The organism is Streptomyces sp. NPDC055254 (assembly GCF_053606025.1).
This window is the reverse complement of record NZ_JBSGQV010000001.1, coordinates 414,972-437,423: the sequence shown is the minus strand read 5'-3', so window position 1 is coordinate 437,423 and position 22,452 is coordinate 414,972. Positions and strand designations below refer to the sequence as shown.

The 22,452-nt window shown below is 73.9% G+C and carries 17 protein-coding genes; 9 read left to right on the top strand and 8 right to left on the bottom strand.

What is annotated here, in order from left to right; all coding sequences use genetic code 11:
- Nucleotides 1-167: 167 nt before the first annotated feature.
- The 4 genes from ACWFQ8_RS01910 to ACWFQ8_RS01895 all read right to left on the bottom strand — a co-directional run bounded on the left by ACWFQ8_RS01910 (nucleotide 168) and on the right by ACWFQ8_RS01895 (nucleotide 7,080).
- Nucleotides 168-4,040, bottom strand: coding sequence for a multifunctional oxoglutarate decarboxylase/oxoglutarate dehydrogenase thiamine pyrophosphate-binding subunit/dihydrolipoyllysine-residue succinyltransferase subunit (locus ACWFQ8_RS01910; RefSeq protein WP_453784223.1), 3,873 nt, complete (start codon nucleotides 4,038-4,040; stop codon nucleotides 168-170).
- 258 nt (nucleotides 4,041-4,298) lie between these two features.
- Complete coding sequence (locus ACWFQ8_RS01905; RefSeq protein ID WP_453784222.1) at nucleotides 4,299-5,396, bottom strand: HAMP domain-containing sensor histidine kinase; 1,098 nt, start codon at nucleotides 5,394-5,396, stop codon at nucleotides 4,299-4,301.
- A complete protein-coding gene (locus tag ACWFQ8_RS01900; RefSeq protein ID WP_384532548.1) occupies nucleotides 5,393-6,133 on the bottom strand; it encodes a response regulator transcription factor in 741 nt (246 codons plus the stop codon). Before ACWFQ8_RS01900 ends, ACWFQ8_RS01905 begins: the two co-directional genes overlap by 4 nt.
- A gap of 329 nt (nucleotides 6,134-6,462) precedes the next feature.
- Entirely contained in the window at nucleotides 6,463-7,080 is a 618-nt protein-coding gene (locus ACWFQ8_RS01895; protein ID WP_453784221.1) for a hypothetical protein, read from the bottom strand.
- Between the two features lie 36 nt (nucleotides 7,081-7,116).
- Here ACWFQ8_RS01895 and ACWFQ8_RS01890 point away from each other — a divergent pair, with 36 nt between their 5' ends.
- From ACWFQ8_RS01890 to ACWFQ8_RS01875, 4 genes are all read left to right on the top strand, one after another.
- Complete coding sequence (locus ACWFQ8_RS01890) at nucleotides 7,117-8,514, top strand: glycosyltransferase family 39 protein (protein WP_453784220.1); 1,398 nt, start codon at nucleotides 7,117-7,119, stop codon at nucleotides 8,512-8,514.
- 626 nt (nucleotides 8,515-9,140) lie between these two features.
- Nucleotides 9,141-9,971: a sulfurtransferase gene (locus ACWFQ8_RS01885; protein WP_453784292.1), complete on the top strand. Its 831-nt coding sequence runs from the start codon at nucleotides 9,141-9,143 to the stop codon at nucleotides 9,969-9,971.
- 183 nt (nucleotides 9,972-10,154) lie between these two features.
- On the top strand, nucleotides 10,155-12,551 hold the full coding sequence (gene lon, locus ACWFQ8_RS01880) for an endopeptidase La (RefSeq protein ID WP_453784219.1): 2,397 nt from the start codon (nucleotides 10,155-10,157) through the stop codon (nucleotides 12,549-12,551).
- Between the two features lie 302 nt (nucleotides 12,552-12,853).
- Entirely contained in the window at nucleotides 12,854-13,309 is a 456-nt protein-coding gene (locus tag ACWFQ8_RS01875) for a MarR family winged helix-turn-helix transcriptional regulator (protein ID WP_453784218.1), read from the top strand.
- Between the two features lie 103 nt (nucleotides 13,310-13,412).
- Here ACWFQ8_RS01875 and ACWFQ8_RS01870 read toward each other — a convergent pair whose 3' ends face one another.
- The gene (locus tag ACWFQ8_RS01870) at nucleotides 13,413-14,186 is read right to left on the bottom strand and encodes a hypothetical protein (RefSeq protein ID WP_453784217.1); all 774 of its coding nucleotides are present in this window, start codon (nucleotides 14,184-14,186) and stop codon (nucleotides 13,413-13,415) included.
- A gap of 461 nt (nucleotides 14,187-14,647) precedes the next feature.
- Between ACWFQ8_RS01870 and ACWFQ8_RS01865 the strand changes: the two genes are divergently transcribed.
- Genes ACWFQ8_RS01865 through ACWFQ8_RS01845 form a run of 5 tightly spaced genes read left to right on the top strand, consistent with a single transcriptional unit; the run spans nucleotide 14,648 to nucleotide 20,335 of the window.
- Nucleotides 14,648-17,473 carry a nitrate- and nitrite sensing domain-containing protein gene (locus ACWFQ8_RS01865; RefSeq protein ID WP_453784216.1) on the top strand — a complete coding sequence of 942 codons (2,826 nt, stop codon included), beginning with the start codon at nucleotides 14,648-14,650 and terminating at the stop codon, nucleotides 17,471-17,473.
- Nucleotides 17,470-17,958 carry a roadblock/LC7 domain-containing protein gene (locus ACWFQ8_RS01860; protein WP_453784215.1) on the top strand — a complete coding sequence of 163 codons (489 nt, stop codon included), beginning with the start codon at nucleotides 17,470-17,472 and terminating at the stop codon, nucleotides 17,956-17,958. The genes ACWFQ8_RS01865 and ACWFQ8_RS01860 overlap by 4 nt, the downstream gene beginning before the upstream one ends.
- Entirely contained in the window at nucleotides 17,955-18,347 is a 393-nt protein-coding gene (locus ACWFQ8_RS01855) for a DUF742 domain-containing protein (RefSeq protein ID WP_453784214.1), read from the top strand. Before ACWFQ8_RS01860 ends, ACWFQ8_RS01855 begins: the two co-directional genes overlap by 4 nt.
- A 22-nt stretch (nucleotides 18,348-18,369) precedes the next feature.
- Nucleotides 18,370-19,002: a GTP-binding protein gene (locus ACWFQ8_RS01850; RefSeq protein ID WP_453784213.1), complete on the top strand. Its 633-nt coding sequence runs from the start codon at nucleotides 18,370-18,372 to the stop codon at nucleotides 19,000-19,002.
- A 46-nt stretch (nucleotides 19,003-19,048) separates the two neighbouring features.
- Entirely contained in the window at nucleotides 19,049-20,335 is a 1,287-nt protein-coding gene (locus tag ACWFQ8_RS01845; RefSeq protein ID WP_453784212.1) for a styrene monooxygenase/indole monooxygenase family protein, read from the top strand.
- Here ACWFQ8_RS01845 and ACWFQ8_RS01840 read toward each other — a convergent pair.
- The 3 genes from ACWFQ8_RS01840 to ACWFQ8_RS01830 all read right to left on the bottom strand — a co-directional run bounded on the left by ACWFQ8_RS01840 (nucleotide 20,260) and on the right by ACWFQ8_RS01830 (nucleotide 22,394).
- Complete coding sequence (locus tag ACWFQ8_RS01840) at nucleotides 20,260-21,513, bottom strand: NlpC/P60 family protein (RefSeq protein ID WP_453784211.1); 1,254 nt, start codon at nucleotides 21,511-21,513, stop codon at nucleotides 20,260-20,262. The two genes, ACWFQ8_RS01845 and ACWFQ8_RS01840, sit on opposite strands and share 76 nt — an antisense overlap.
- 120 nt (nucleotides 21,514-21,633) lie before the next feature.
- The gene (locus ACWFQ8_RS01835; protein WP_453784210.1) at nucleotides 21,634-21,987 is read right to left on the bottom strand and encodes a hypothetical protein; all 354 of its coding nucleotides are present in this window, start codon (nucleotides 21,985-21,987) and stop codon (nucleotides 21,634-21,636) included.
- Nucleotides 21,987-22,394, bottom strand: a complete 408-nt coding sequence (locus tag ACWFQ8_RS01830; RefSeq protein WP_453784209.1) for a DUF6325 family protein — start codon at nucleotides 22,392-22,394, stop codon at nucleotides 21,987-21,989. The genes ACWFQ8_RS01835 and ACWFQ8_RS01830 overlap by 1 nt, the downstream gene beginning before the upstream one ends.
- Nucleotides 22,395-22,452 lie beyond the last annotated feature (58 nt).

Genomic DNA, 22,452 nt, shown 5'->3' with positions numbered 1-22,452 from the left:
TTCGTCGGCGACCCGTGACAGGTAGGCGTCTGAGCCGCCTTCTTACCGGAAGGACGATCCACTCCGGTACCGATCGACCGCCCGCGCCGGTGCCCGAGGTCAGGACGTGCCGGAAGGCCCGGCCCCCTGGGGGGACCGGGCCTTCCGGGTGGTGAGGTGCGCCGGGGTCAGGCCTCGAAGACCTCGTTCAGGAGGAGCTGCTGCTCCGCCTGGTGGCGCTTCGCGGAGCCCACCGCCGGGGACGAGCCGTGCGGGCGCGAGACGCGCCGCAGGCGCTCGCCCGCCGGGACCTCCGCGCCGACCGCCAGGTCGAGGTGGTCGATCAGGTTCAGCGCGATGAACGGCCACGCACCCTGGTTCGCCGGCTCTTCCTGGGCCCAGATGTACTTCGCCGCGTTCGGGAACTTGGCGATCTCCGCCTGGAGTTCCGCGCCCGCCAGCGGGTACAGCCGCTCGATGCGGATGATGGCCGTGTCGGTGATGCCGCGCTTCTCCCGCTCGGCCTCAAGGTCGTAGAAGACCTTGCCCGCGCAGAAGACGACCTTGCGGACCGCGTTCGGGTCCACCGTGCTGTCGCCGATGACCGGACGGAACGAACCGTTCGTGAACTCCTCCGCCTTCGACGCCGCCGCCTTCAGACGCAGCATCGACTTCGGGGTGAAGACGATCAGCGGCTTGTGGTGCGGGTTGTGGACCTGCCAGCGCAGCAGGTGGAAGTAGTTCGACGGCAGGGTCGGCATCGCGACCGTCATGTTGTCCTGCGCGCACATCTGCAGGAAGCGCTCCGGGCGGGCGGACGAGTGGTCCGGGCCCTGGCCCTCGTAGCCGTGCGGCAGGAGCAGCGTGACGCCGGAGGTCTGGCCCCACTTCTGCTCGGCCGAGGAGATGAACTCGTCCACGACGGTCTGCGCGCCGTTGACGAAGTCACCGAACTGGGCCTCCCAGAGGACCAGCGCGTCCGGACGGGCCAGCGAGTAACCGTACTCGAAGCCCATGGCCGCGTACTCGGAGAGCAGCGAGTCGTAGACGTTGTACCGGGCCTGGTCCTCGGACAGGTACTGCAGCGGGGTGTAGTCCTCGCCGGTCTCCCGGTCGATGAGGACCGCGTGCCGCTGGCCGAAGGTGCCGCGCCGGGAGTCCTGGCCGGACAGCCGGACCGGGGTGCCCTCCATCAGCAGCGAGCCGAAGGCCAGGGTCTCGCCCATGCCCCAGTCGATCGTGCCCTCGTCGATCATCGACGCGCGGCGCTGCAGCTGCGGCAGCAGGCGCGGGTGGACGGTGACGTGCTCGGGGATGTTGACCTGGGACTCGGCGATCCGCTTGACGACCTCCTGGGAGATCGCGGTGTTCACGGCGACCGGGAACACCTGCGCCACCTGCGCGGGCGGCACCGGGGAGCCGGCGGCCGGCTGCGTGGCGGCCTCGCGGACCTCCGCGAAGACCTTCTCCAGCTGGCCCTGGAAGTCCTGGAGCGCCTGCTCGGCCTCTTCCAGCGTGATGTCGCCGCGACCGATGAGGGACTCGGTGTACAGCTTGCGCACCGAGCGCTTCTTGTCGATCAGGTCGTACATCAGCGGCTGCGTGAACGCCGGGTTGTCGGACTCGTTGTGGCCGCGGCGGCGGTAGCAGATGAGGTCGATGACCACGTCCTTGTTGAACGCCTGACGGAACTCGAAGGCGAGCCGCGCGATGCGGACCACGGCCTCCGGGTCGTCGCCGTTCACGTGGAAGATCGGCGCCTCGATCATGCGGGCCACGTCGGTCGCGTACATCGAGGAACGCGAGGACTCCGGTGCGGCGGTGAAGCCGACCTGGTTGTTGATGACCACGTGCACGGTGCCGCCGGTGCGGTAGCCGCGCAGCTGCGACATGTTCAGCGTCTCGGCGACCACGCCCTGGCCCGCGAAGGCCGCGTCGCCGTGCAGGGCCAGAGGCAGGACGGTGAAGTCCGTGCCGCCCTTGTTGATGACGTCCTGCTTGGCGCGGGCGACACCCTCCAGGACCGGGTCGACCGCCTCCAGGTGCGAGGGGTTCGCGACGAGCGAGACCTTGATCTGCTCGCCGTCGAGGCCGGTGAAGGTGCCCTCGGCGCCCAGGTGGTACTTGACGTCGCCGGAGCCGTGCATCGACTTCGGGTCGAGGTTGCCCTCGAACTCGCGGAAGATCTGCGCGTACGACTTGCCGACGATGTTCGCGAGCACGTTCAGGCGGCCGCGGTGGGCCATGCCGATGACGACCTCTTCGAGGCGGGCCTCGGCGGCCGAGTCGATGACGGCGTCGAGCAGCGGGATGACGGACTCGCCGCCCTCCAGCGAGAAGCGCTTCTGGCCGACGTACTTCGTCTGCAGGAAGGTCTCGAAGGCCTCCGCCGCGTTCAGCCGGCGCAGGATGCGCAGCTGCTCCTCGCGCTCCGGCTTGGTGTGCGGGCGCTCGATGCGGTCCTGGATCCAGCGGCGCTGCTTCGGGTCCTGGATGTGCATGAACTCGACGCCGGTGGTGCGGCAGTACGAGTCGCGCAGCACGCCGAGGATGTCGCGGAGCTTCATCATCGACTTGCCGGAGAAGCCGCCGACCGCGAACTCGCGCTCCAGGTCCCACAGGGTGAGGCCGTGCTCGGTGATGTCGAGGTCGGGGTGCTTGCGCTGCTTGTACTCCAGCGGGTCGGTGTCGGCCATGACGTGGCCGCGCACCCGGTAGGAGTGGATCAGCTCGAAGACGCGGGCGGCCTTCGTGACGTCGTCGTCGTGCGAGGCGTCGATGTCGCGGTTCCAGCGCACCGGCTCGTACGGGATGCGCAGCGCCTCGAAGACGTCGTCGTAGAAGCCGTTCTCGCCGAGCAGCATGTTCGCGACGACGCGCAGGAACTCGCCCGATGCGGCGCCCTGGATCACCCGGTGGTCGTACGTCGAGGTCAGGGTCATGACCTTGGAGATGCCCAGCTTGTTCAGGGTGTCCTGGGAGGTGCCCTGGAACTCGGCCGGGTAGTCCATCGAGCCGACGCCCATGATGACCGACTGCCCGGGCATCAGGCGCGGCACGGAGTGGACGGTGCCCAGGCCGCCGGGGTTGGTCAGCGAGACGGTGACGCCGGTGAAGTCGTCCATCGTCAGCTTGCCGACGCGGGCCCGGCGGACGATGTCCTCGTACGCCTGCCAGAACTCGAAGAAGTTGAGCGTCTCGGCCTTCTTGATGCCGGCGACGACGAGCTGGCGGTCGCCGTTCGGCTTCACGAGGTCGATCGCGAGGCCGAAGTTGACGTGCTCCGGCTTGACCAGGGTCGGCTTGCCGTCCTTCTCCGCGAAGGAGTAGTTCATCGACGGCATGGCCTTGATGGCCTGCACCATCGCGTAGCCGATGAGGTGGGTGAAGGAGATCTTCCCGCCCCGGGCGCGCTTCAGGTGGTTGTTGATGACGATGCGGTTGTCGAACAGCAGCTTCACCGGGACGGCGCGGACGGACGTGGCCGTCGGCACCTCCAGCGAGGCGTTCATGTTCTTGGCGACGGCAGCCGCCGGGCCGCGGAGCGTCACCAGTTCGGGGCCCGCGGGGCCCCCGGTGGCGGGCGCGGCCTGCTTGGGGGCTGCGGGAGCGGGAGCGGCGGCCGGTGCGGCGGCCGGGGCCTGGGAGGTGACAGTCACAGCAGGGGCACCAGAGGGGGTGGCAGGAGCAGGGGCAGGAGCTGGCACGGGCGTGGGCGCGGAGACGGGGGTCGGCGCAGACGCGGGCACGGTGCTCGCCGCCCCCGTGGCGGCGTCGGCGGCCTGCGGCACTGCGGCGGCGTCGGCGGCCTGTGCGGAGGCGCCGTCCGTCGTCGGGGACTTCTTCGGCTCTTCGGCCTTGGCCGGAGCGACGGTGCCCCCCGGCTGGTAGTCGGCGAAGAAGTCCCACCAGGCCCGGTCGACCGAGTTCGGGTCCTGGAGGTACTGCTGATAGATCTCGTCGACGAGCCACTCGTTGGCACCGAAGCCTGAGGCGGGGTTCTTCCCGCCCTCTGCTGCTTCGGTCGTGGTGCTCGAATTACTGGGGGACTGTGGCGACACGGCGGCAACCGCCCTCTTCCGCTTCACAAGGTATGGACAGCGGGAATAAAGGCTACGCCTCCTGGGCCGCGACATGCAGACCGGGCGGGACTTCCGTCACGCAGGTCACATCGAACGGCGGGTTTCGCCGCCTGGAATGGCGGGAAACAAGCGTGGTTCGGGTAGGCGACAGCGTGGTTGCGGCCCCCATGGCTTCGCACCCCTGACGACCTCGGGCACATGTGGCCGAGATCATGTCCTTCCCACTCGAACCCTACGTCAACGCGGCGCCCGCGAGCTGCCCGGCAGTGTGACAAGGATTCGGCAGCCCCGTGACGATTCGGCCACCCCGATGTGCCCGCCGTGCAGTTCCACCGCCCACCGGGCGATGGCGAGCCCCAGCCCGGTGCCGCCGTCGCCGCCGCCCGCGTTGCCCCGGTTGAACCGCTCGAAGACCCGGTGCCGCTCCGCCTCCGGAATGCCCGGGCCCTCGTCCCGTACCTCCAGGGCCAGACTGCCGGGCGCCTCGCCGGCCCGGGCGCGGACCGTGACCCGGCCGTGCGCGGGGCTGTGCTTGACCGCGTTGTCGATCAGGTTGGCCACCACCTGGTGCAGCCGCTCGGCGTCCGCGTACGCCGTCAGCTCGGGCGGGAAGACGTCCAGATGCAGGTGCACGTCGTTGCGGGTGTGCCCGCCGGAACCGGAGGACAGCCCCGGCCGACCGGCAGCCGCCAGCCCCGACTCCTTGAGCACCCCCGACAGGTACGGCCACACCTCGAAGCGGCGGGCGCGCAGCGGGACCACCCCGTTGTCCACCCGGGACAGGTCCAGCAGGGTCTCCACCAGACGGCCCAGCCGCTCGGTCTGCTTGAGGGCCGTGCGCATGGTCTCCGGGTCGGCGGCCGAGACCCCGTCCACGACGTTCTCCAGGACCGCCCGCAGGGCCGCGATCGGCGTGCGCAGCTCGTGGGAGACGTTCGCGACCAGTTCCTTGCGGTGGCGGTCCACCGCCTCCAGGTCGTCCGCCATCAGGTTGATCGTCGCGGCCAGGTCGCCCAGCTCGTCCCGGCGCCCGACGCCGCGCACCCGCCGCGTGTAGTCCCCGCGCGATATCGCCCGCGCCACCGTCGTCATGTCGTCCAGCGGAGCCGTCAGGCTGTGCGCCACGAACTGGGTGATCAGCATCGAGGCGATCACCGAGAAGACCGTGATGAACCGCAGCTCGGTGTCGGTGCGCAGGGCCACCAGCAGCAGGCCCGTCGTGATGAAGACCGAGACCACCACGAGGGTGCCCAGCTTCGTCTTGATCGAGAACGGCGAGAACGGCCGGAGCCCCCCGGACGAGGACCGGGCCGGCGGATGGGCCGGCCCGCTCATGCCTGCGCCGGGGTCTCCAGGGCGTACCCGACGCCGTGGACCGTACGGATCCGCTCCGCGCCGATCTTCCGCCGCAGCGCCTTGATGTGGCTGTCGACCGTACGGGTGCCGGACGCGTCGGCCCAGTCCCACACCTCGGCCAGCAGCTGCTCGCGGGAGAGCACCGCCCGCGGGGTGCCGGCCAGGCACACCAGCAGGTCGAACTCGGTCGGCGTCAGGTGCACGTCCTCGGCCTGTACCCGGACCCGGCGCTGCGCGTGGTCGATCTCCAGGTCGCCCAGCCGCAGGGTGGCCCCGCGCGGCGCGTGCGCGGCGAGCGTGGCCCGTTCGACGCGTCGCAGCAGCACGTGGACGCGGGCGGCCAGCTCGCGCATCGAGAACGGCTTGGTCATGTAGTCGTCGGCGCCGACCCCGAGGCCGACCAGCAGGTCGGTCTCGTCGTCCCGGGCCGTGAGCATCAGTACCGGCACCGGCCGCTGCGCCTGCACCCGGCGGCAGACCTCCAGCCCGTCGAAGCCCGGCAGCATGATGTCGAGCACCAGCAGCTCCGGCAGCCAGCTCTCGGCCGCGGCGACGGCGGCGGGGCCGTCCGCGGCCGTCTGCACCTGGAAGCCCTCGGCCCGCAGTCGGGCCGCGATGGCCTCGGCGATGGTGCGGTCGTCCTCGACGACGAGCACGCGCCGCTGGGCGCCGGGTGTCGCCGCGGCGCCGTTGTGGGTGGTGTGTGTCTGTTCCATGTCCCGGTCCCGCCCCATGAAGATCTGCGTGGTGGGGTGCAGCGTAGAGGAGGCACCGGGCTGCGGCTATGCGGGGTTCGGACAGGGCATTTGTGCGGAACGCCCTGGTAGGGCGGAGGTTGTGCCGGGTGCCGGACCCCCCCACGGGACCGGCCCCTGGCAGGCGAGGCGGTCAGGTGCCTCGCGGTCTCGGGGGCTACCGTCCCCGGTCGGTCCCGGTCCTGCGCCGGGGCCGGCCGGTGACCACGTCCTTGATCCGATGCGGCCCTGCCCGTGCCGCTCCGAGGCGACCTGCCCCGTCCGAGCGGATGGGGCTCGCCCCGGCGGAGTCAGCCTCCGGTCAGCGGGGGTAGTGCCTCCAGCACCCGCGTCAGAGCCGGCGGTAGCGATTCCTGGGCGCCGGACACCTCGTGGCCGCCGTGGACGAACGCGAAGAAGTACCCGTCGTAGACCTTCGGACCGCCCGTGGAGATCCTCGGCAGCCGGGCGAAGTCCGCCTCGCGCAGCGCCGCGCGCAGGCGGTCGAGGTCCGCGCCGGGCAGCCGGCCGGACGATTCCGTCCCCGACCTGGCGTCCGACCGGCTCCAGGAGCCGTCCTCCTTGACGACGACGGTCCGGGTCTCCCCGGCGAAGCCGCCCGTACGGGAGACACGGACCAGCGCCGCGCCGGCGGCGGGCGGCCGGGTCGCGGCCGGGGGCGTCGAGGCGGACGAGGTCGTGGCCGGGGACGTGGCCGCCGGCGTGGCGGGGTCGGTCGGAGGGGCCGACGTCCGGGTCGGGTCCGGTCCGGGTGTCGCAGTCGCGCCCGCCGTCCCGCCCGCCGTTCCGCTCGCCGTCGGCCCCGGCGCGGGCGGCGCACCGTCCCCGGCGCCGGACGGCGCGCACCCGCCCAGGACCACCGCGCCCAGCAGGAGCCCCGCCACCGCCGCCGTTCGCAACGCTCGCACACCCACCTCCGCAAGGACCCGGGCCGAACCCCGAGTATGGAGTCCCCACCACCGTACGAACAGCACCCGGAGGCCGTCATCCGCCGCATCGCCCCATGGCGCGTGCTGCCGCCGCTGCTCGCCTCCCTGCTCGGCCTCTGGGGCCTGGAGCGCGGCGGCAGCATGTGGCGCGACGAGTCCGTCACCTGGCAGGTGGCCCACCGCCCCCTCGGCGGGCTCTGGGACCTGCTGGGGCAGGTCGACGCCGTGCACGGGCTCTACTACCTGCTCCTGCACGGCGTCTTCCAGCTGTGGGACGGCGGCCTGTGGGCGCTGCGGCTGCCCTCCGTCGCCGCGACCGCCCTCGCCGCCGCCGGCGTGGCCGCCGTCGCCCACCGGCTCGCCGGCGACCGGGCGGCGCTCCTGTCCGGCCTCGGGTACGCCGTACTGCCGCCGGTGCAGATGTACGCGCAGGAGGGGCGCTCGTACGCCCTCGTCGCGGCCGCGGTGGTGTGGGCCACGTACCTGATGCTGCGCGAGCGGTGGGCGGCGTACGCGGTGGTGCTGCTGCTCGGCTGCTGGCTGCACGAGTTCGCCGCGCTGGCCCTGCTCGCCCACGCCTTCACCGGCCGGCGCTCGCGCGGCTGGTGGTGGGCCGCCGGGGCCGTGCTCGCCCTGCTGCTGCCGCTGGCACTGGTGAGCGCGCGGCAGGCGCGGCAGCAGCTGGGCTGGCTGGGGCGGCCGGGCTGGGAGGACTGGACGGCGTACGGGGTGGTCGCGGCGGCCGCGCTGCTGCTCGCACGGGGGGCGGAACGGGAGCTCGTACGGGTGGCCCTGCCGCTGGTGCTGCTGCCGCCCGGGCTGCTGCTGACGCTGTCGCTGGTGCACCCCTGGTACGTCGACCGGTACGTGCTGTACGCGCTGGCCGGCCTCGCCCTGCTGGCAGGGGCGCGACTGGCGGCGCTGCCGTCCGGGACGGTCCGGCGCGTGTGGCCCTGGCTGGCGGCCGCGGCGCTGCTGGCGCCGACCGTGCTGTGGTCGGCGTGGCTGCACACCCCCGAGAGCCGCAAGGACGACGCCCTCGCGGTGGCCGCGGCGGTCCGCGAACGGGCCCGGCCGGGCGACGCGGTGGTGTTCCTGCCGTCGCGGCGGCGCGAGTGGCTGCTGTCGTCGCCGGAGGCGTACGGGGAACTGCGCGACGTCGCCCTGGACCGCGCCCCGGCCGCCTCGCGGAGCCTCCAGGGCACGGAGCTGCCGTCGGTGGAGATCCGCGAGGCGCTGATCGCGTCCCCCCGGGTCGTCGCCCTGCTGGACCCGGCCGACCAGCCGGTGGACCCCTACCCGCGCGAGGCGGTCAAACGCCAGACCCTGGCGGCCTGGTTCGACCTCTGCTCCACCACGGAGGTCCGCGGCGCCCGCATCGCGCTCTACGCCCGCCCCCACACCTGCCCCTGAGGCTCCTGTTCCTGAGGCTCCCGTCCCGGGTCGCGCGTTCCGGTGTGTGCCGGGTTGCCCCGCGGGCATGCGGGGTCACGGGTCGGTCGTACCCGGTTCAGGGGCCGAGTCGCCCCGGGGCGTGCCCTCCGTCTCCCTTGCACCTGCGCCTGCCCGGGCCCACGAACGGCCCACCCGTGGGCGCGGGGTTCGGCTCCGACCGTGCAGGCCGGGGCGGACCGGACCTACGTGGGTGCCGGGTCCGCCGGGATGCAGGGCGGCGGGACCGGCCCCCTGACCGCGCCGCCTCGTGACGGGCGGCGGCCTGCCCCTGGCGGCACGGCCCGAGTCGGGCCGGTGGTACCACCGGTCAGGCGGCGGACGAGGATGGGGGCGACCCGCGTCGCGCAGTCGGCGGGCCGTCCGCCCGGGAGTTGGGCGGCGCGGTCGGCCGCAACCTCCGGAGGTGCCCCGTGCCCACGCCCCGAACCCCCGCGTCCACGCCCCGAACCCCCGCGTCCCAGGAGCCCGTACCGCCCGGACGGGGGACAGCGGCCGAAGGCCGCGACCCCGCGAGCGCCGGTCCGGCGGCGGGCACCCGGCCGGGTGGCGCGGACGCCGGCGCCGGGGCCCGGGGCGACGCCGAGGTGCCGGGGCCGCTGGTCGGGGTGGACTGGCTGGCCGGGCGGCTCGGGGCGCCCGGGCTCGTCCTCTTCGACGCCTCCGTCGGCGCCCACCGCGGCGCGGACCACCGCATTCCCGGCGCCCGCCCCTTCGACCTCGACGGCGCCCTCTCCGACCACGACGCCCCCGCCCCGCACACCATGCCCGGCCCCGCCGCGTTCACCGAGGCCCTGCGCGACCTCGGCGTGGACGCCACCAGCACCGTCGTCGTCTACGACGGCGCCGGCGTCTACTCGGCCCCCCGCGCCTGGTGGATGCTGCGCGCCATGGGCCTCGACCGGGTCGCCGTGCTCGACGGCGGCCTGCCCGCCTGGACGGCCGCCGGCCTGCCCGTCGAGCCCGCCGGCCCCGCGTACGACGGACCGCGCGGCTCCTTCACCGCCCGCCCCCGCCCCGGGCTGCTCGTCGACGCCGCCGCCGTCACCGTCGCTCTGGCCGACCCCGCCGCGGCCGTCCTGGACGCCCGGACCCGGGGGCGTTTCGCCGGTACCGACCCCGAACCCCGCCCCGGCCTGCGCGGCGGTCACATGCCGGGCGCGCTGAACCTCCCCTTCGGCGAACTCCGGCGGCCCGACGGCCGGATGCGCCCGCCCGAGGAACTCCGCGACATCTTCCGGGCGCTGACGGGGGATCGGGAACACCTCTACTTCAGCTGCGGTTCCGGAGTGACGGCCTGTGTGCTCGCTCTGGGCGCCGAGCTCGCCGGACACGGGGGCCGGATCGCCGTGTACGACGGCTCCTGGAGCGAGTGGGGCCTGCCCTCGGACGCGCGCCCGGTGGTCACGGGCAGCTGACCGTCCCCGACGGCCCCCCAGCGCACCGTTCCCCGACGGCCGACCGCGCCGACCGGCCTTCCCCACGGCGCTGCGTGCCCCCGTACGAAGGTGTTCGCCGCCGGCGAACGGGCGTGGGGGAACATCCGGAGGCGCACATGCATTGAGTCGGCATAGCTCAACTTCACTGCCGGAGGGAAGATCATGGCTTCGACGTCCGTATCGCTCACCCTGCCCGTGCTGCCGCTCGACGACGAGGTCGTGCTGCCGGGAATGGTCGTTCCGCTGGACCTGTCCGACACCGAGGTGCGCGCCGCCGTCGAGGCCGCGCAGGCCGCGGCGGGCAGCGGGAAGCCCCGGGTGCTGCTCGTGCCCCGGGTCGACGGCACGTACGCGGCAACGGGTGTGCTGGGGACCGTCGAACAGGTGGGGCGGCTCTCCGACGGCGACCCGGGAGCCCTCATCCGCGGTCGCGAGCGGGTCCGCATCGGCGCCGGGACCACCGGTCCCGGCGCGGCGCTCTGGGTCGAGGGCGAGACGGTGGAGGAGGCCCTGCCGGACCCGCTGCCCGGTGCGGTGACCGAGCTCGTCAAGGAGTACAAGGCGCTCGCCACCAGCTGGCTCAAGAAGCGCGGGGCGTGGCAGGTCGTCGACCGCGTCCAGCAGATCGAAGGGGTGTCGGCCCTCGCCGACAACTCCGGCTACTCCCCGTTCCTGACGGTCGAGCAGAAGGTCGAACTGCTGGAGACCGCCGACCCGATCGCCCGCCTCAAGCTCGCCGTCAAGGCGCTCAGTGACCACCTCGCCGAGCAGGACGTCGCCGAGTCCATCGCCAAGGACGTCCAGGAAGGCGTGGACAAGCAGCAGCGGGAGTTCCTGCTCCGCAGGCAGCTGGAGGCGGTCCGCAAGGAACTGCGCGAGCTGGGCGGCGAGAAGGAGGGCGAGGAGTCCGACGACTACCGGGCCCGCGTCGAGGCCGCCGACCTCCCGGAGAAGGTACGCGAGGCCGCCCTCAAGGAGGTCGACAAGCTGGAGCGGTCCAGCGACCAGAGCCCGGAGGGCTCCTGGATCCGCACCTGGCTCGACACCGTGCTGGAACTGCCCTGGAACGAGCGCACCGAGGACCGGTACGACATCCGCGGCGCGCGGGCCGTCCTCGACGCCGAGCACGCCGGCCTCGGCGACGTGAAGGACCGCATCACCGAGTACCTCGCCGTCCGCAAGCGGCGCGGCGAGCGCGGCATGGGCGTCATCGGCGGGCGGCGCGGCGGAGCCGTGCTCGCGCTGGTCGGGCCGCCCGGCGTCGGCAAGACCTCGCTGGGCGAGTCGGTGGCCCACGCCATGGGCCGCAAGTTCGTCCGGGTCGCCCTGGGCGGCGTACGGGACGAGGCCGAGGTGCGCGGACACCGCCGGACCTACGTCGGCGCGCTGCCGGGCCGGATCGTGCGGGCCATCAAGGAGGCCGGGTCCATGAACCCGGTCGTGCTCCTCGACGAGATCGACAAGGTGGGCTCCGACTTCCGCGGGGACCCGGCGGCCGCACTGCTCGAAGTCCTGGACCCGGCACAGAACCACACCTTCCGGGACCACTACCTGGAAGTGGAACTGGACCTCAGCGACGTGGTGTTCCTGGCCACCGCCAACGTCCTGGAGGCCATCCCGGAGGCGCTGGCCGACCGGATGGAGCTCGTCCGCCTCGACGGGTACACCGAGGACGAGAAGATCGTCATCGCCCGCGACCACCTGCTGCCCCGGCAGCTGGACCGGGCCGGACTCGCCGCCGACGAGGTGGTCCTGGAGGAGGACGCGCTCAGGAAGCTCGCCGGGGAGTACACCCGCGAGGCGGGCGTGCGCACCCTGGAGCGGTCGCTGGCGCGGCTGCTGCGCAAGGTCGCTTCCCAGCACGAGCTGGGGGAGCGGGAACTGCCGCTGCGGATCGGCGCCGGTGAGCTGCGCGGGCTGATCGGGCGACCGCACCACGTGCCGGAGTCCGCCCAGGACCCGGCGGAGCGGCGCACGGCCGTACCCGGTGTGGCCACCGGCCTCGCGGTGACCGGGGCGGGCGGCGACGTGCTGTTCGTCGAGGCCTCGCTGGCCGACCCGGAGACGGGAGCGGCCGGCCTGACCCTCACCGGTCAGCTGGGCGACGTCATGAAGGAGTCGGCGCAGATCGCGCTGAGCTTCCTGCGGTCCCACGGGGCGGAGCTGGAGCTTCCGGTCGCCGACCTCAAGGACCGGGGCGTGCACATCCACTTCCCGGCGGGCGCGGTGCCCAAGGACGGCCCCAGCGCGGGCATCACGATGACGACGGCGCTGGCCTCGCTGCTGTCGGGGCGGCAGGTGCGGACGGACGTGGCGATGACCGGCGAGGTCTCGCTGACGGGGCGGGTGCTGCCGATCGGCGGCGTCAAGCAGAAGCTGCTGGCCGCGCACCGGGCCGGGCTGACCACGGTGATCATCCCGAAGCGGAACGAGGCCGACCTGGACGACGTCCCGGCGGAGGTGCTGGCCGGCCTGGAGGTCCACCCGGTGACGGACGTGCGCCAGGTCCTGGAACTCGCCCTGACTCCCGCGCAGGCCCGCGTCCCGGTCGCCGCCTGACCCTCCGCCCCCACCCGCCCGCGGCCCCGTGCGGGCACCCGTCCGCGGACGCCTTCGGGGTCCGGGGCCCGCCGGGTCCGGGGTCCGTCCGCTACGGAGGCCCCCCGGCGGGCCGGGGCCGGCCGGGTCCGGGGTCCGGTGGGTCGGCTGCCCGCGAGGGCGCCAGCACCGCCGGACGTATGGCCCCGGGTCCCGCTCCGGTGGGGTCCCGGGGCCCCGGCGGGCCCGCTGCGAAATACTGGGCGTCCATCCACGGGCCGCCGTCCGGCGCCCATCGGGCGCCCATCGGGTGTCACCCACCAGTGAAGGAGCGGGACGTGCACGGGAGCGAAGACCAGGAGTTCCTTGCCCTGGAGCGGGAGCTGTCCGTCTTCCTCCGGCGCGCCCGCGCCTCCTCCGGCGAGATGGCCCGCGCCCTCCACCCCGAGCTGGAGCCCGCCGCGTACGGACTGCTCGTACGCCTGGAGGCCGCCGGGCGGCAGCGGGCCACCGAGCTCGCCGCGTACTTCGGGGTCGGGAAGGCCACCATGAGCCGGCAGCTCCGGGCCCTGGAGGTCCTCGGCCTGGTCGCCCGCGAACCGGACCCCGCCGACGGCCGGGCCTTCCTGGTCGGCCTCACCGAGGAGGGCCGCGAACGGTTCCTGCGGGTACGGGACGCCCGGCGCGAGCAGTACATGCGCAAGCTCGCCGACTGGGACCGCGGCGAAGTGGCGGAACTGGCCCGACTGCTCAACCAACTGAACGCCGGCGCGGAGTAGGCGCAGGCCGCCCGAGCCGCCGAGGTGAAGGGCACGTCCTTCGCGCTGCCCGCCGGTCCCGGGACGCAGTCGTGGCGTGCGGAACCCGGCGGGCGCCGCGCCGCTACAGCTCCGCGTACGCGGCTGACGCGTCGTCGTGGCGCTTGTGCCGGGCCGGTGGCCGGGCCGGATCGGACTCGATGGCGCGGACCCGGCCGATCAGGCCGGCCGCGCCCTCCTTGCGCAGCACCGCCACGCACGCGCCCCAGTCGCCCTCCCCGAACGTGTCCGTCCACCGGCTCGCGCCGTCCGTGAGCACCGCCACCGCCCGCACCCGCTCCCTCGGGGTGCGCCCCGTCACCGCCCGGGCCGCCACCGCCGGATCCGCCGCCGCCGTGAAGAAGCCGCCCTCCGCGTTGCGCAGCGCGTCCGTCGCCGCCACCGAGCGCAGCACTTCCCGGGGGACCAGGTCCAGCCGGTCGTCGAGCACCGCCGTCACATCGCCCGCCGGCGCCTGGAGGAGCAGCACGGAGTCCGACAGCACCAGGTGTTCCACGTACGAGCCGTCCCAGCGGACGACGACCACCGTCGCCTGCGGCGTACGGATGTGAGAAAGGTCACAGGTGTCACGATGTGCCTCGGCCGTGCCGCGGACGGCTTCGGCCAGGATTCGGCCCAGCGGCATGTCCCGTCGCGATCCGGACAGTTCGGTCAATCGGCCGCCGAGTCGCGCCGTGAACCACGGCACTCCGTGCACGCAGCCGTCCTCGCCGCGGGGCGGGGTGACCCCGTCCAGGGCGACCAGGACACCGCCGCCCGAGGCGGGGATCGCGGCCGACAGCCAGTCCTCATTGGGGCGTTCCGGGTCGCCGGGGGTCGATGCGAGGTCGATGCGCATACGGACATTCTGCCCGGCAGGGTGCAGGGGTGCCCGATCAGGTACGTACCGCAGCGGCCGCCGCCCGGACCCGTCCGACCGGCCGCGCACCGGGAGGGCGCACCGGTCCGCGGCGCATGTGGGCGGGCATCCTGCCAAAGGCCGCATCGATCTTTCAACCACCCGTCCACGGACGGCCTTCTGACACGGGGTGTCCGAGTTGGTCGCCAACTAATCCGTGATGTTCACTCGTTCAGGTGGCGGGGCGGGCGATGTACGGCTCTCTCCCCATCACACTGCAAGGGTCTGAGGCGGTACGAGGGGGCAGGGAGCGTTTACTTGTTGACCGGCCGTTACCTCGGCCACACGAGTAGACGAGCCAGAGCCCACGTACAGGATTGCGAGTACCGGTGCAGAAGAAGCGGTCTCGGAAGAACGGCACCGCCACCGACGGCCCGGCCCCCGCAGGGCGGCGCGTTCGCGTGCGCAGCAGGCTGGTCGTCGGCGTGGCCGTCGCGGGCCTCACCGTCCTCGCGGCCGGTGCCCCCGCCGTCGTCTCGGCCACGACGGAACTGAACGACTCCCAGCGCCTGGTCAACCTCGCGGAGCAGACCGGGCAGATCCTCACCTTGGCGCACCTCCTCGGCGACGAGCGCGACGCCGTCGTCGAGTACGCGGCCAAGGGCCGCCCCGGGGCCGCCCGCGGCCCCGTCCAGGAGCGCACCGCCCGCACCGACCGGCAGATCGCCGAGGTGCGGGCCGAGGCGGACGAGGAACTCGCCCGCGCCCTGGGGCGCGTCCAGGCCGTCCGCACCGAGGCCGTCGACGGCAAGGGCAGCGCCCTCGCCGCCCACCAGGCCTACGCCGGGGTCATCTCGGAAGTCCTCGCCCCTGGCGACCGGCTCGCCGAGCTGACCCCGCCGCGCGCCGAGGCCGCCCTCGCCACCACCCGCCCGCTGGCTCCGTTGGGCCAGGCCGTGGAACAGGCCTCGGCCACCCGCGGACTGCTGCTCGCCGCGTTGGCCGTCCCCCGCGGCGAGCAGCTCCCCAACTCGGCGGTGGCCGACGAACTCACCACGGCCGCCCAGCGTTCGCGCGTACGGGAGCAGGCCGCCCTCGACGACTTCGCGCGGGTCGCGCGGCCGGACGTGCGCCAGACCCTCGCCGCCACCGTCACCGGACCCGAGGTCAAGACCGCCGAGGACTTCCTCGGGCGGCTCACCGACCGGCCCACCCTCACCACCGCCGACCGCCGGACCGATCCGGCCGCCCTCGGGTCCGCGCTCACCGCCCGCGTCGACCGGATCCGGTCCGTGGAGTCCACCCTCGCCGGACAGCGGGCCTCATCGCTCGCCGCGCTGCGGGACGACGACGTGACGCGGCTGGAGGTCCTGATCGGACTGCTCGGCGCGCTGTTCCTGGTCACGGTCGGCGTATCGACCGCCGTGGCCCGCTCGCTGACCCGCCCGCTGTCCGTCCTGCGCCGGGGCGCGGCGCGGCTGGCGACTCCCGAGGGCTCGGTGGAACCGGTCCGGTTCACCGGCCGCAACGACGAGTTCGCCGAGGTCGTCCGCCACCTGAACGCGGTACGGGACCAGACGGTCTCCCTGCACACCCGGATCGCCGGGCTCGACGCCGACCGGCGGCGGATCATCGGCCGCAACGAGGCCCTGGCCGCCGGCCGCGAGGTGCTGGAGGAGGAGCTGGGCACGCTGCGGGCCGGGCTGGAGGAGCACCGCCGCAACATGTCGACGACCTCCGTCTCACTGTCGCTGCGGACCCTGGGCCTGGTCGAGCGCCAGCTCGCGGTCATCGAGGAGATGGAGTCCAAGGAGCAGGACCCGGACCGGCTGGCGACCCTCTTCAAGCTGGACCACCTGGCGACCGTGATGCGCCGGCACAACGAGAACCTGCTGGTCCTGGCCGGTCAGGAGCACGGCCACGGGCAGGGCCTGCCGGTCCCGCTGGTCGACGTCATGCGGGCCGCCGTCAGCGAGATCGAGCGCTACGAGCGCGTCGACCTCGCGGCGCTGCCCTCGTACACGCAGGTAGCGGGGCACGCGGCCGACGACATCTCGCACGTCCTGGCCGAACTGCTGGAGAACGCGACGACGTTCTCGCCGCCGGACGCCAAGGTGAAGGTGTCGGGCTGGACGCTGGACTCCGGCAACGTGGTGCTGTCCGTCGTGGACGAGGGCATCGGCGTCACCGCGGACCGGCTGGAATCGCTGAACCTGCGGCTGTCGTCGCCCGACGCGTACGACGAGGAACCCGAGGCGGAACACGGCCTGGGCCTCGGCCTGTACGTGGCCGGGCGGCTCGCCGCCCGGCACGGTGTCACCGCGGAGCTGCGCGCCGCCCGGCACGGCGGCACCGAGGCCCTCGTGGTCGTCCCGGCGGCGCTGCTGCCGGCCACCCCGCCGGCGTCCCCCGTCCACAGCCTCGCCACGCCGGGCGCGCCGGCGCTGCGCCTGCCGGGCGTGATCGCGGAGGCGAACGAGAACACCCTTCCGTCGCGGGCCCGCGGCCCGGAGGCCGCGCAGAACGCGGCGGAGGCGGAGCCGGTCGCGGCGGCGCCGTCCGCCCCCGCGGACGAACCGCGGCCGGCGGACCCCGCGGAGCCGGAGGGGCTCGCGAGCCCCTCGGGCCATGACTCGGACGCCGTGCGGGAGTCGGGCACGGACGCGGACGGCCTCCCGTTCGACGCCCGGGACGGCGCCCCCGAGCCGGCCGCCGCCGAGGAGCTGCTGGCCAGGGTGGTGCCCGATGCCCCGCTCGCCTTCGAGCCCGGTGCCGATGCCCAGCTGCCGCCCGCCGAGCAGGTGTTCACCGTCCAGGACCCGGCGGCCTCCCACGAGCGACCGCTCGTCCCGGACCCGGACCTGGCGCCGGAGCCCGAGCCGCACCCGCACAGCCACGCCGCCGCCGAGGAGAACTGGGTGCCGCGCCAGGGCAGCCATCCCGCGCACGGGACGGACTCCGAGGAGGCCGTCACCGACAAGGGCCTGCCCAAGCGGACCCCGCGCACCGTCGGCACCGGCCGCGCCGAGGAGCCCGTACGGACCGAGCCGCCGCGCCGGGTCGACGCCGACGAGCTGAGACGCCGCCTCGGCGGCTTCTACCAGGGGGCCCAGGACGGGCGCCGCGTCGTCGCGGCCGAGCTCGCGCGCGACCACGCGCCGCAGGACGCGTCGGAGGCGCAGGACGCGCAGGACGCGCAGGACGACGTCCAGGACCATGTTCAGGCCCGGGGGCAGGGACAGGGGCCGACCGACCAGGGGGACACCGCACAGGAGGCACGCACATGACCGCGCCCAGTACGTACGGACTGAGCACCCAGGCACGCAACCTGCAGTGGCTGCTGACCGACCTGGTCGAGGAGGTGCCCGGCGTCAACTCCGTCGCCGTCGTGTCCTCCGACGGCCTGCTGCTGCTCTCCTCCGATCCCGGCACGGGCGCGGCGGAGGCGGCCCGGCCGACCCGGCCGGCCAAGGGCCCGCGCGGCGCCTCGGCCGACCTGGCCACCATCGTCTCCGGCCTCGGCAGCCTCACCGCCGGCGCCGCCTCGCTGATGGAGTGCGGATCGGTCAAGCAGACCATGGTGGCGATGGAGCACGGTTCCGTCTTCGTCATGGCGATCAGCGACGGTTCACTGCTGGGTGTGCACGCCACCCCGGACTGCGACATGAGCGTCGTCGCCTACCACATGGCCCTGTTCGTCGGCCGCGCCGGCCACGTCCTGACCCCCGAAGTCCGCAGTGAGCTGCGCCAGTCGATGGAGAAGACCCCGTGAGGAGTACGGCCTCCGACCGGCTGCCGATACGCGGAGCCGACCGCCGCCCCGCCCGCGTCCGCCCGTACTCCCTCACGGGCGGCCGCACCCGCTTCGCGCAAGTCCTGCTCGTCGAGACCTTCGTCGCCGCCCTGGACACCGCCTCGAAGCCGGAGCCCCAGAAGCCCGACCGCATGCCCGAGATGCGGGCCATAGTCGAGGTGTGCCGCCGCATGCGCACGGTCGCCGAGATCGCGGCGCTGCTGAAACTGCCGCTCGGTGTGGTCCGCGTCCTGGTCAGCGACCTCGCCGACCAGGGACGGATCCGCGTCTACGGGACGGGGCACGGCGCCGGCCGCCCCGAACGCGCGCTGCTGGAAAGGGTGCTCAGTGGGCTCCGCCGTCTCTGAATCCAGCCTCTCCGAAGCCGCTGTGTCCGAAGCCGCTGTGTCCGAGGCCGCTGTGTCCGGGTCGGCCGATTCCGAGCCCGCACAGCCCTGGCAGTACGACCGCTCCCGCGCGCCCGTCGCCGTCAAGGTGCTGGTGGCGGGTGGATTCGGCGTCGGCAAGACCACCTTCGTCTCCTCCGTCTCCGAGATCACCCCGCTGCGCACCGAGGCGGTGATGACCCAGGCCAGTGTCACGACCGACGACCTGTCCGGGACGCCGGACAAGCACACCACCACCGTCGCCATGGACTTCGGCCGCGTCACCCTCGACGACGACCTCGTCCTGTACGTGTACGGGACCCCGGGCCAGGAGCGGTTCTGGTTCATGTGGGACGACCTGGTGCGCGGCGCCATCGGCGGCATCGTGCTGGCCGACACCCGCCGGCTGCGGGACTGCTTCCCCGCCCTCGACTACTTCGAGAGCTGCGGCCTCCCGTACGCCGTCGCCGTCAACCACTTCGAGGGCTCGCGCGCCTACGAGCCCGAGGACGTGCGCGAGGCGCTGACGGTGCCGCCCCACGTACCGGTCGTGATCATGGACGCACGGCAACGGGGCACCGTGGTCGAGTCCCTGCTGACCCTGGTGGGCCACGCCCTGGACAGCACCCCCGAGTAGCCCGGTCCCGGTCCACCGCCGCACTAGCCCCGAATCGAGAACCCAGATGCGCAAGATACTCGTCGTCGGAGCCGGTCAGTCCGGTCTCCAGCTCGCCCTCGGACTGCAGTCCAAGGGGTACGAGGTCACCCTCATGTCCAACCGGACGCCGGACGAGATACGCACCGGGCGGGTGATGTCCACGCAGTGCATGTTCGACACGGCGCTCCAGCACGAGCGTGATCTCGCCATCGACTTCTGGGACCGGCAGGCCCCGAGGATCGAGGGGCTGGGCGTCTCCGTCGCCGCCCCGGACGGCTCCCGTCCGATCGACTGGCTCGGCCGCCTCAAGGGGTACGCGCAATCCGTCGACCAGCGCGTGAAGATGGCCGGCTGGCTCGACACCTTCGCGCAGCGCGGCGGGCAGCTGGTCGTCCACGGCGCCTCCGTCGCCGACCTCGACTACTTCTCCCGCACCTACGACCTGGTGCTGGTCGCCGCGGGCAAGGGCGAGCTGGTCTCGATGTTCGGGCGGGACGCGGCGCGTTCCCCGTACGACGCCCCGCAGCGCGCGCTCGCGGTCTCCTACGTGCACGGGCTGGGCCCGCGGCCGGAGCACCCGCAGACGGAGGCCGTCCGCTGCAACCTCGTGCCGGGCGTCGGCGAGCTGTTCGTGATGCCGACCCTCACCACCTCGGGCCGGGCGGACATCCTCTTCTGGGAGGGCGTGCCCGGTGGCCCGGTCGACGCCTTCAACGGGGTCAAGGACCCGGGGGAGCACCTGGCGCTCACGCTGGACCTGATGGAGCGGTTCACCCCCTGGGAGTACGCGCGGGCCACCAAGGTGGACCTGACGGACGCGGGCGCCACCTTGGCGGGCCGGTACGCGCCCGTGGTCCGCAATCCGATCGGCCGGCTCCCGGGGGGCGGCCTGGTCCTCGGCGTGGCGGACGTGGTCGTCGCGAACGACCCGATCACGGGGCAGGGTTCGAACTCCGCCGCCAAGTGCGCCGCCTCGTACCTCTCGTCGATCCTGATGCACGGCGACAAGCCGTTCGACGAGGCGTGGATGAAGGCGACGTTCGAGAAGTACTGGTTCACCACGGGCAAGCCGGTGACCCAGTGGACGAACGCGATGCTGGGCGTCCCGCCGGAGCACGTCCTGAACCTGATCGGGGCGGCCGGGCAGCTCCAGCCGGTGGCGGATCGGTTCGCCAACGGCTTCGACAACCCGGCCGACTTCGACGGGTACTTCTACGACCCGCAGGACGCGGCGGACTACCTGGCCGAGGTGGCGGAATCGGTGTCGGGCGCCGGTCCGTCCGCGGAGGCCCCCGCCGAGTCCTCGGGCTGATCCGCCTCGGGAGGGGCCTCCTCGGCGGAGTAGCCGCTGTCGTCGCCCGCCGCCGGCGCCTCGGGCAGCGGCGGCGGGGTGAACTCCGTCAGCGGGGTCCCCTGCGGGTCCGGACGGACGGCGCCCAGCAGCGGGTTCGCGGCGATCGGCGAGACCTTGACCTTCGCGCCCGGCCGCGGCGCCTGGATCACCTTGCCGTCGCCGAGGTACAGGCCGACGTGCGTGGCCTTGGGGAAGTACACCACCAGGTCGCCCGGGCGCAGTCGGTCGAGCGGCACCTTCGGGAGCCGGGCCCACTGCTCCTGGCTGGTCCGCGGGATCGCACGGCCGGCGTGTGCCCAGGCCTGCGAGGTGAGACCGGAGCAGTCGAAGGAAGCCGGCCCCTCGGCGCCCCAGACGTACGGCTTGCCGATCTGGGCGGCGGCGTAGGCGAGGGCCGCGCCACCGGCGGCCGTGGGAGTACCGGTACGGGCGGGCAGTCGGCCGGAATCCACCAGCCGCCGCTGCGCCTCGGCGGTGTCCGCGGCCTCCCGCGCGCCGAGCTGCGCGAGCTGCTCGGGGGTCAGCGCGGCGAGCGTCCGCTCGACCTCCTTGAGCTGCCGGGCGACCTCCTCCTTGCTCGTCCTGCGTTGCTCGGCCAGGGACTGCTGGGCGTCCAGGGCCTTGCGGGCCTCGACCGCGAGGGAGCCGGCCGCCTTCTCGCCGCGCGCGAGGCGGCGCAGCACGGCTGCCCGGCGGGCGCCCTCGCGCGCGGCGAGGCGGCGCTGGTCCAGGGCGGCCCGCGGATCGCCGGCGAGCAGCATCCGGGCGTACGGGGAGAGGCCGCGGGCACTCTGGTACTGCTCCCGGGCGAGCTGTCCCGCCAGGGCCCGCTCGGAAGCGAGCGCGGTACGGACCTTGCCGAGCTCGGCGCTGAGCCGCCGCTCGTCGGCGGCGCGGGATCCGAGGGCGGCCTCGGTGGCGTTGTAGGCCTCGGTGGCCTCCTCGGCCTTCTGGTAGAGGCCCCGGAGGCGGGTGAGGAGCGCGCCTACGGACTCCGCGCCCCCTGCGGGCGGCGGGGGTTCGGCTCGGGCGGCCGGGGCGGGTGCGACGACGAGGAGTGCGGCGGCGACGCAGGCGGCGCGGGTGGCGCGGAGCGCGCGGGCGCCGGGGGCGGGGGGCAGCGGCCGATGTGACATGGGATCACCTCCGAGGCGGCCGATGCTGCCACGCCCGGTATGACAAATCGCCCAACCGTATCGGCCGGTCGTACGGGGGTCATCCGTTCGGCGGCGGGAAGGGGAGCCCGCCGGCGGGGGTCAGGGATGGAGGAGGTGCGCCTTCGCCGTGGTGAATTCGTCCGGGGTGAGGAGGCCCTCGCGGGCCAGGGCGGCCAGTTGGGCGAGGTCGGCCGCCAGGCCCGGGCTGGGCGCGGGAGCAGGCTCCGGGGGCGGGGGGACGTCCTCGGGGCGGGGGTCCGGTTCGGGGGCGGGGGGCTCCGGACGGGAGGGCGGTTCCGGCGGGGAGGGGGGCTCGGCGGCGGCCCGGACGCCGCGGGTGAGGAGGCCCGGGGGCGGGGGTGCGGCGGCGCGGGTCAGTAGGCCGCGCAGCAGGGGGCGGCCCGCCGGGCGGTCCGCGGGGGTCACCGTCGTGTGCAGCGGGCGGATGAACATCAGGCGACCCCCGCCCGGGGCTCCGCCGGCATGCGGTCCACCGGAATGCGGACCGAGCCGACGATCCGGCCGCCGGCCGCGCGGACGGCGACCGCCGCGTCCTCGGCCCACACGTGCTCGACGACCAGGAGCAGCGCGCAGCTCCCGCGCTCCAGCAGCTCCGCCGCCTCCTGGACGTCCTCCGGTCCGATCAGCCGGGCGACGTCGCGGCCGGTGAGGAGGCCGTGCAGCTCCACGAACTCGTCGAACTCCGCCGCCAGCACCTCGCCCGACGCCGTGTGCGTGGCCACGAGCCCGTCGATCAGCCGGACGACCCCGGTCTTCCGCAGCCCCATCACGGCCTCGACGGCCGGTACGCGCAGCTGCTCCTCGGGGAAGGCGAGGACGATGAATTCCACAGGTCCCATGCGTCTGGGCTCCTCACACCTGACCGATTCTGACGACTCTTCGGCACACTATGACATA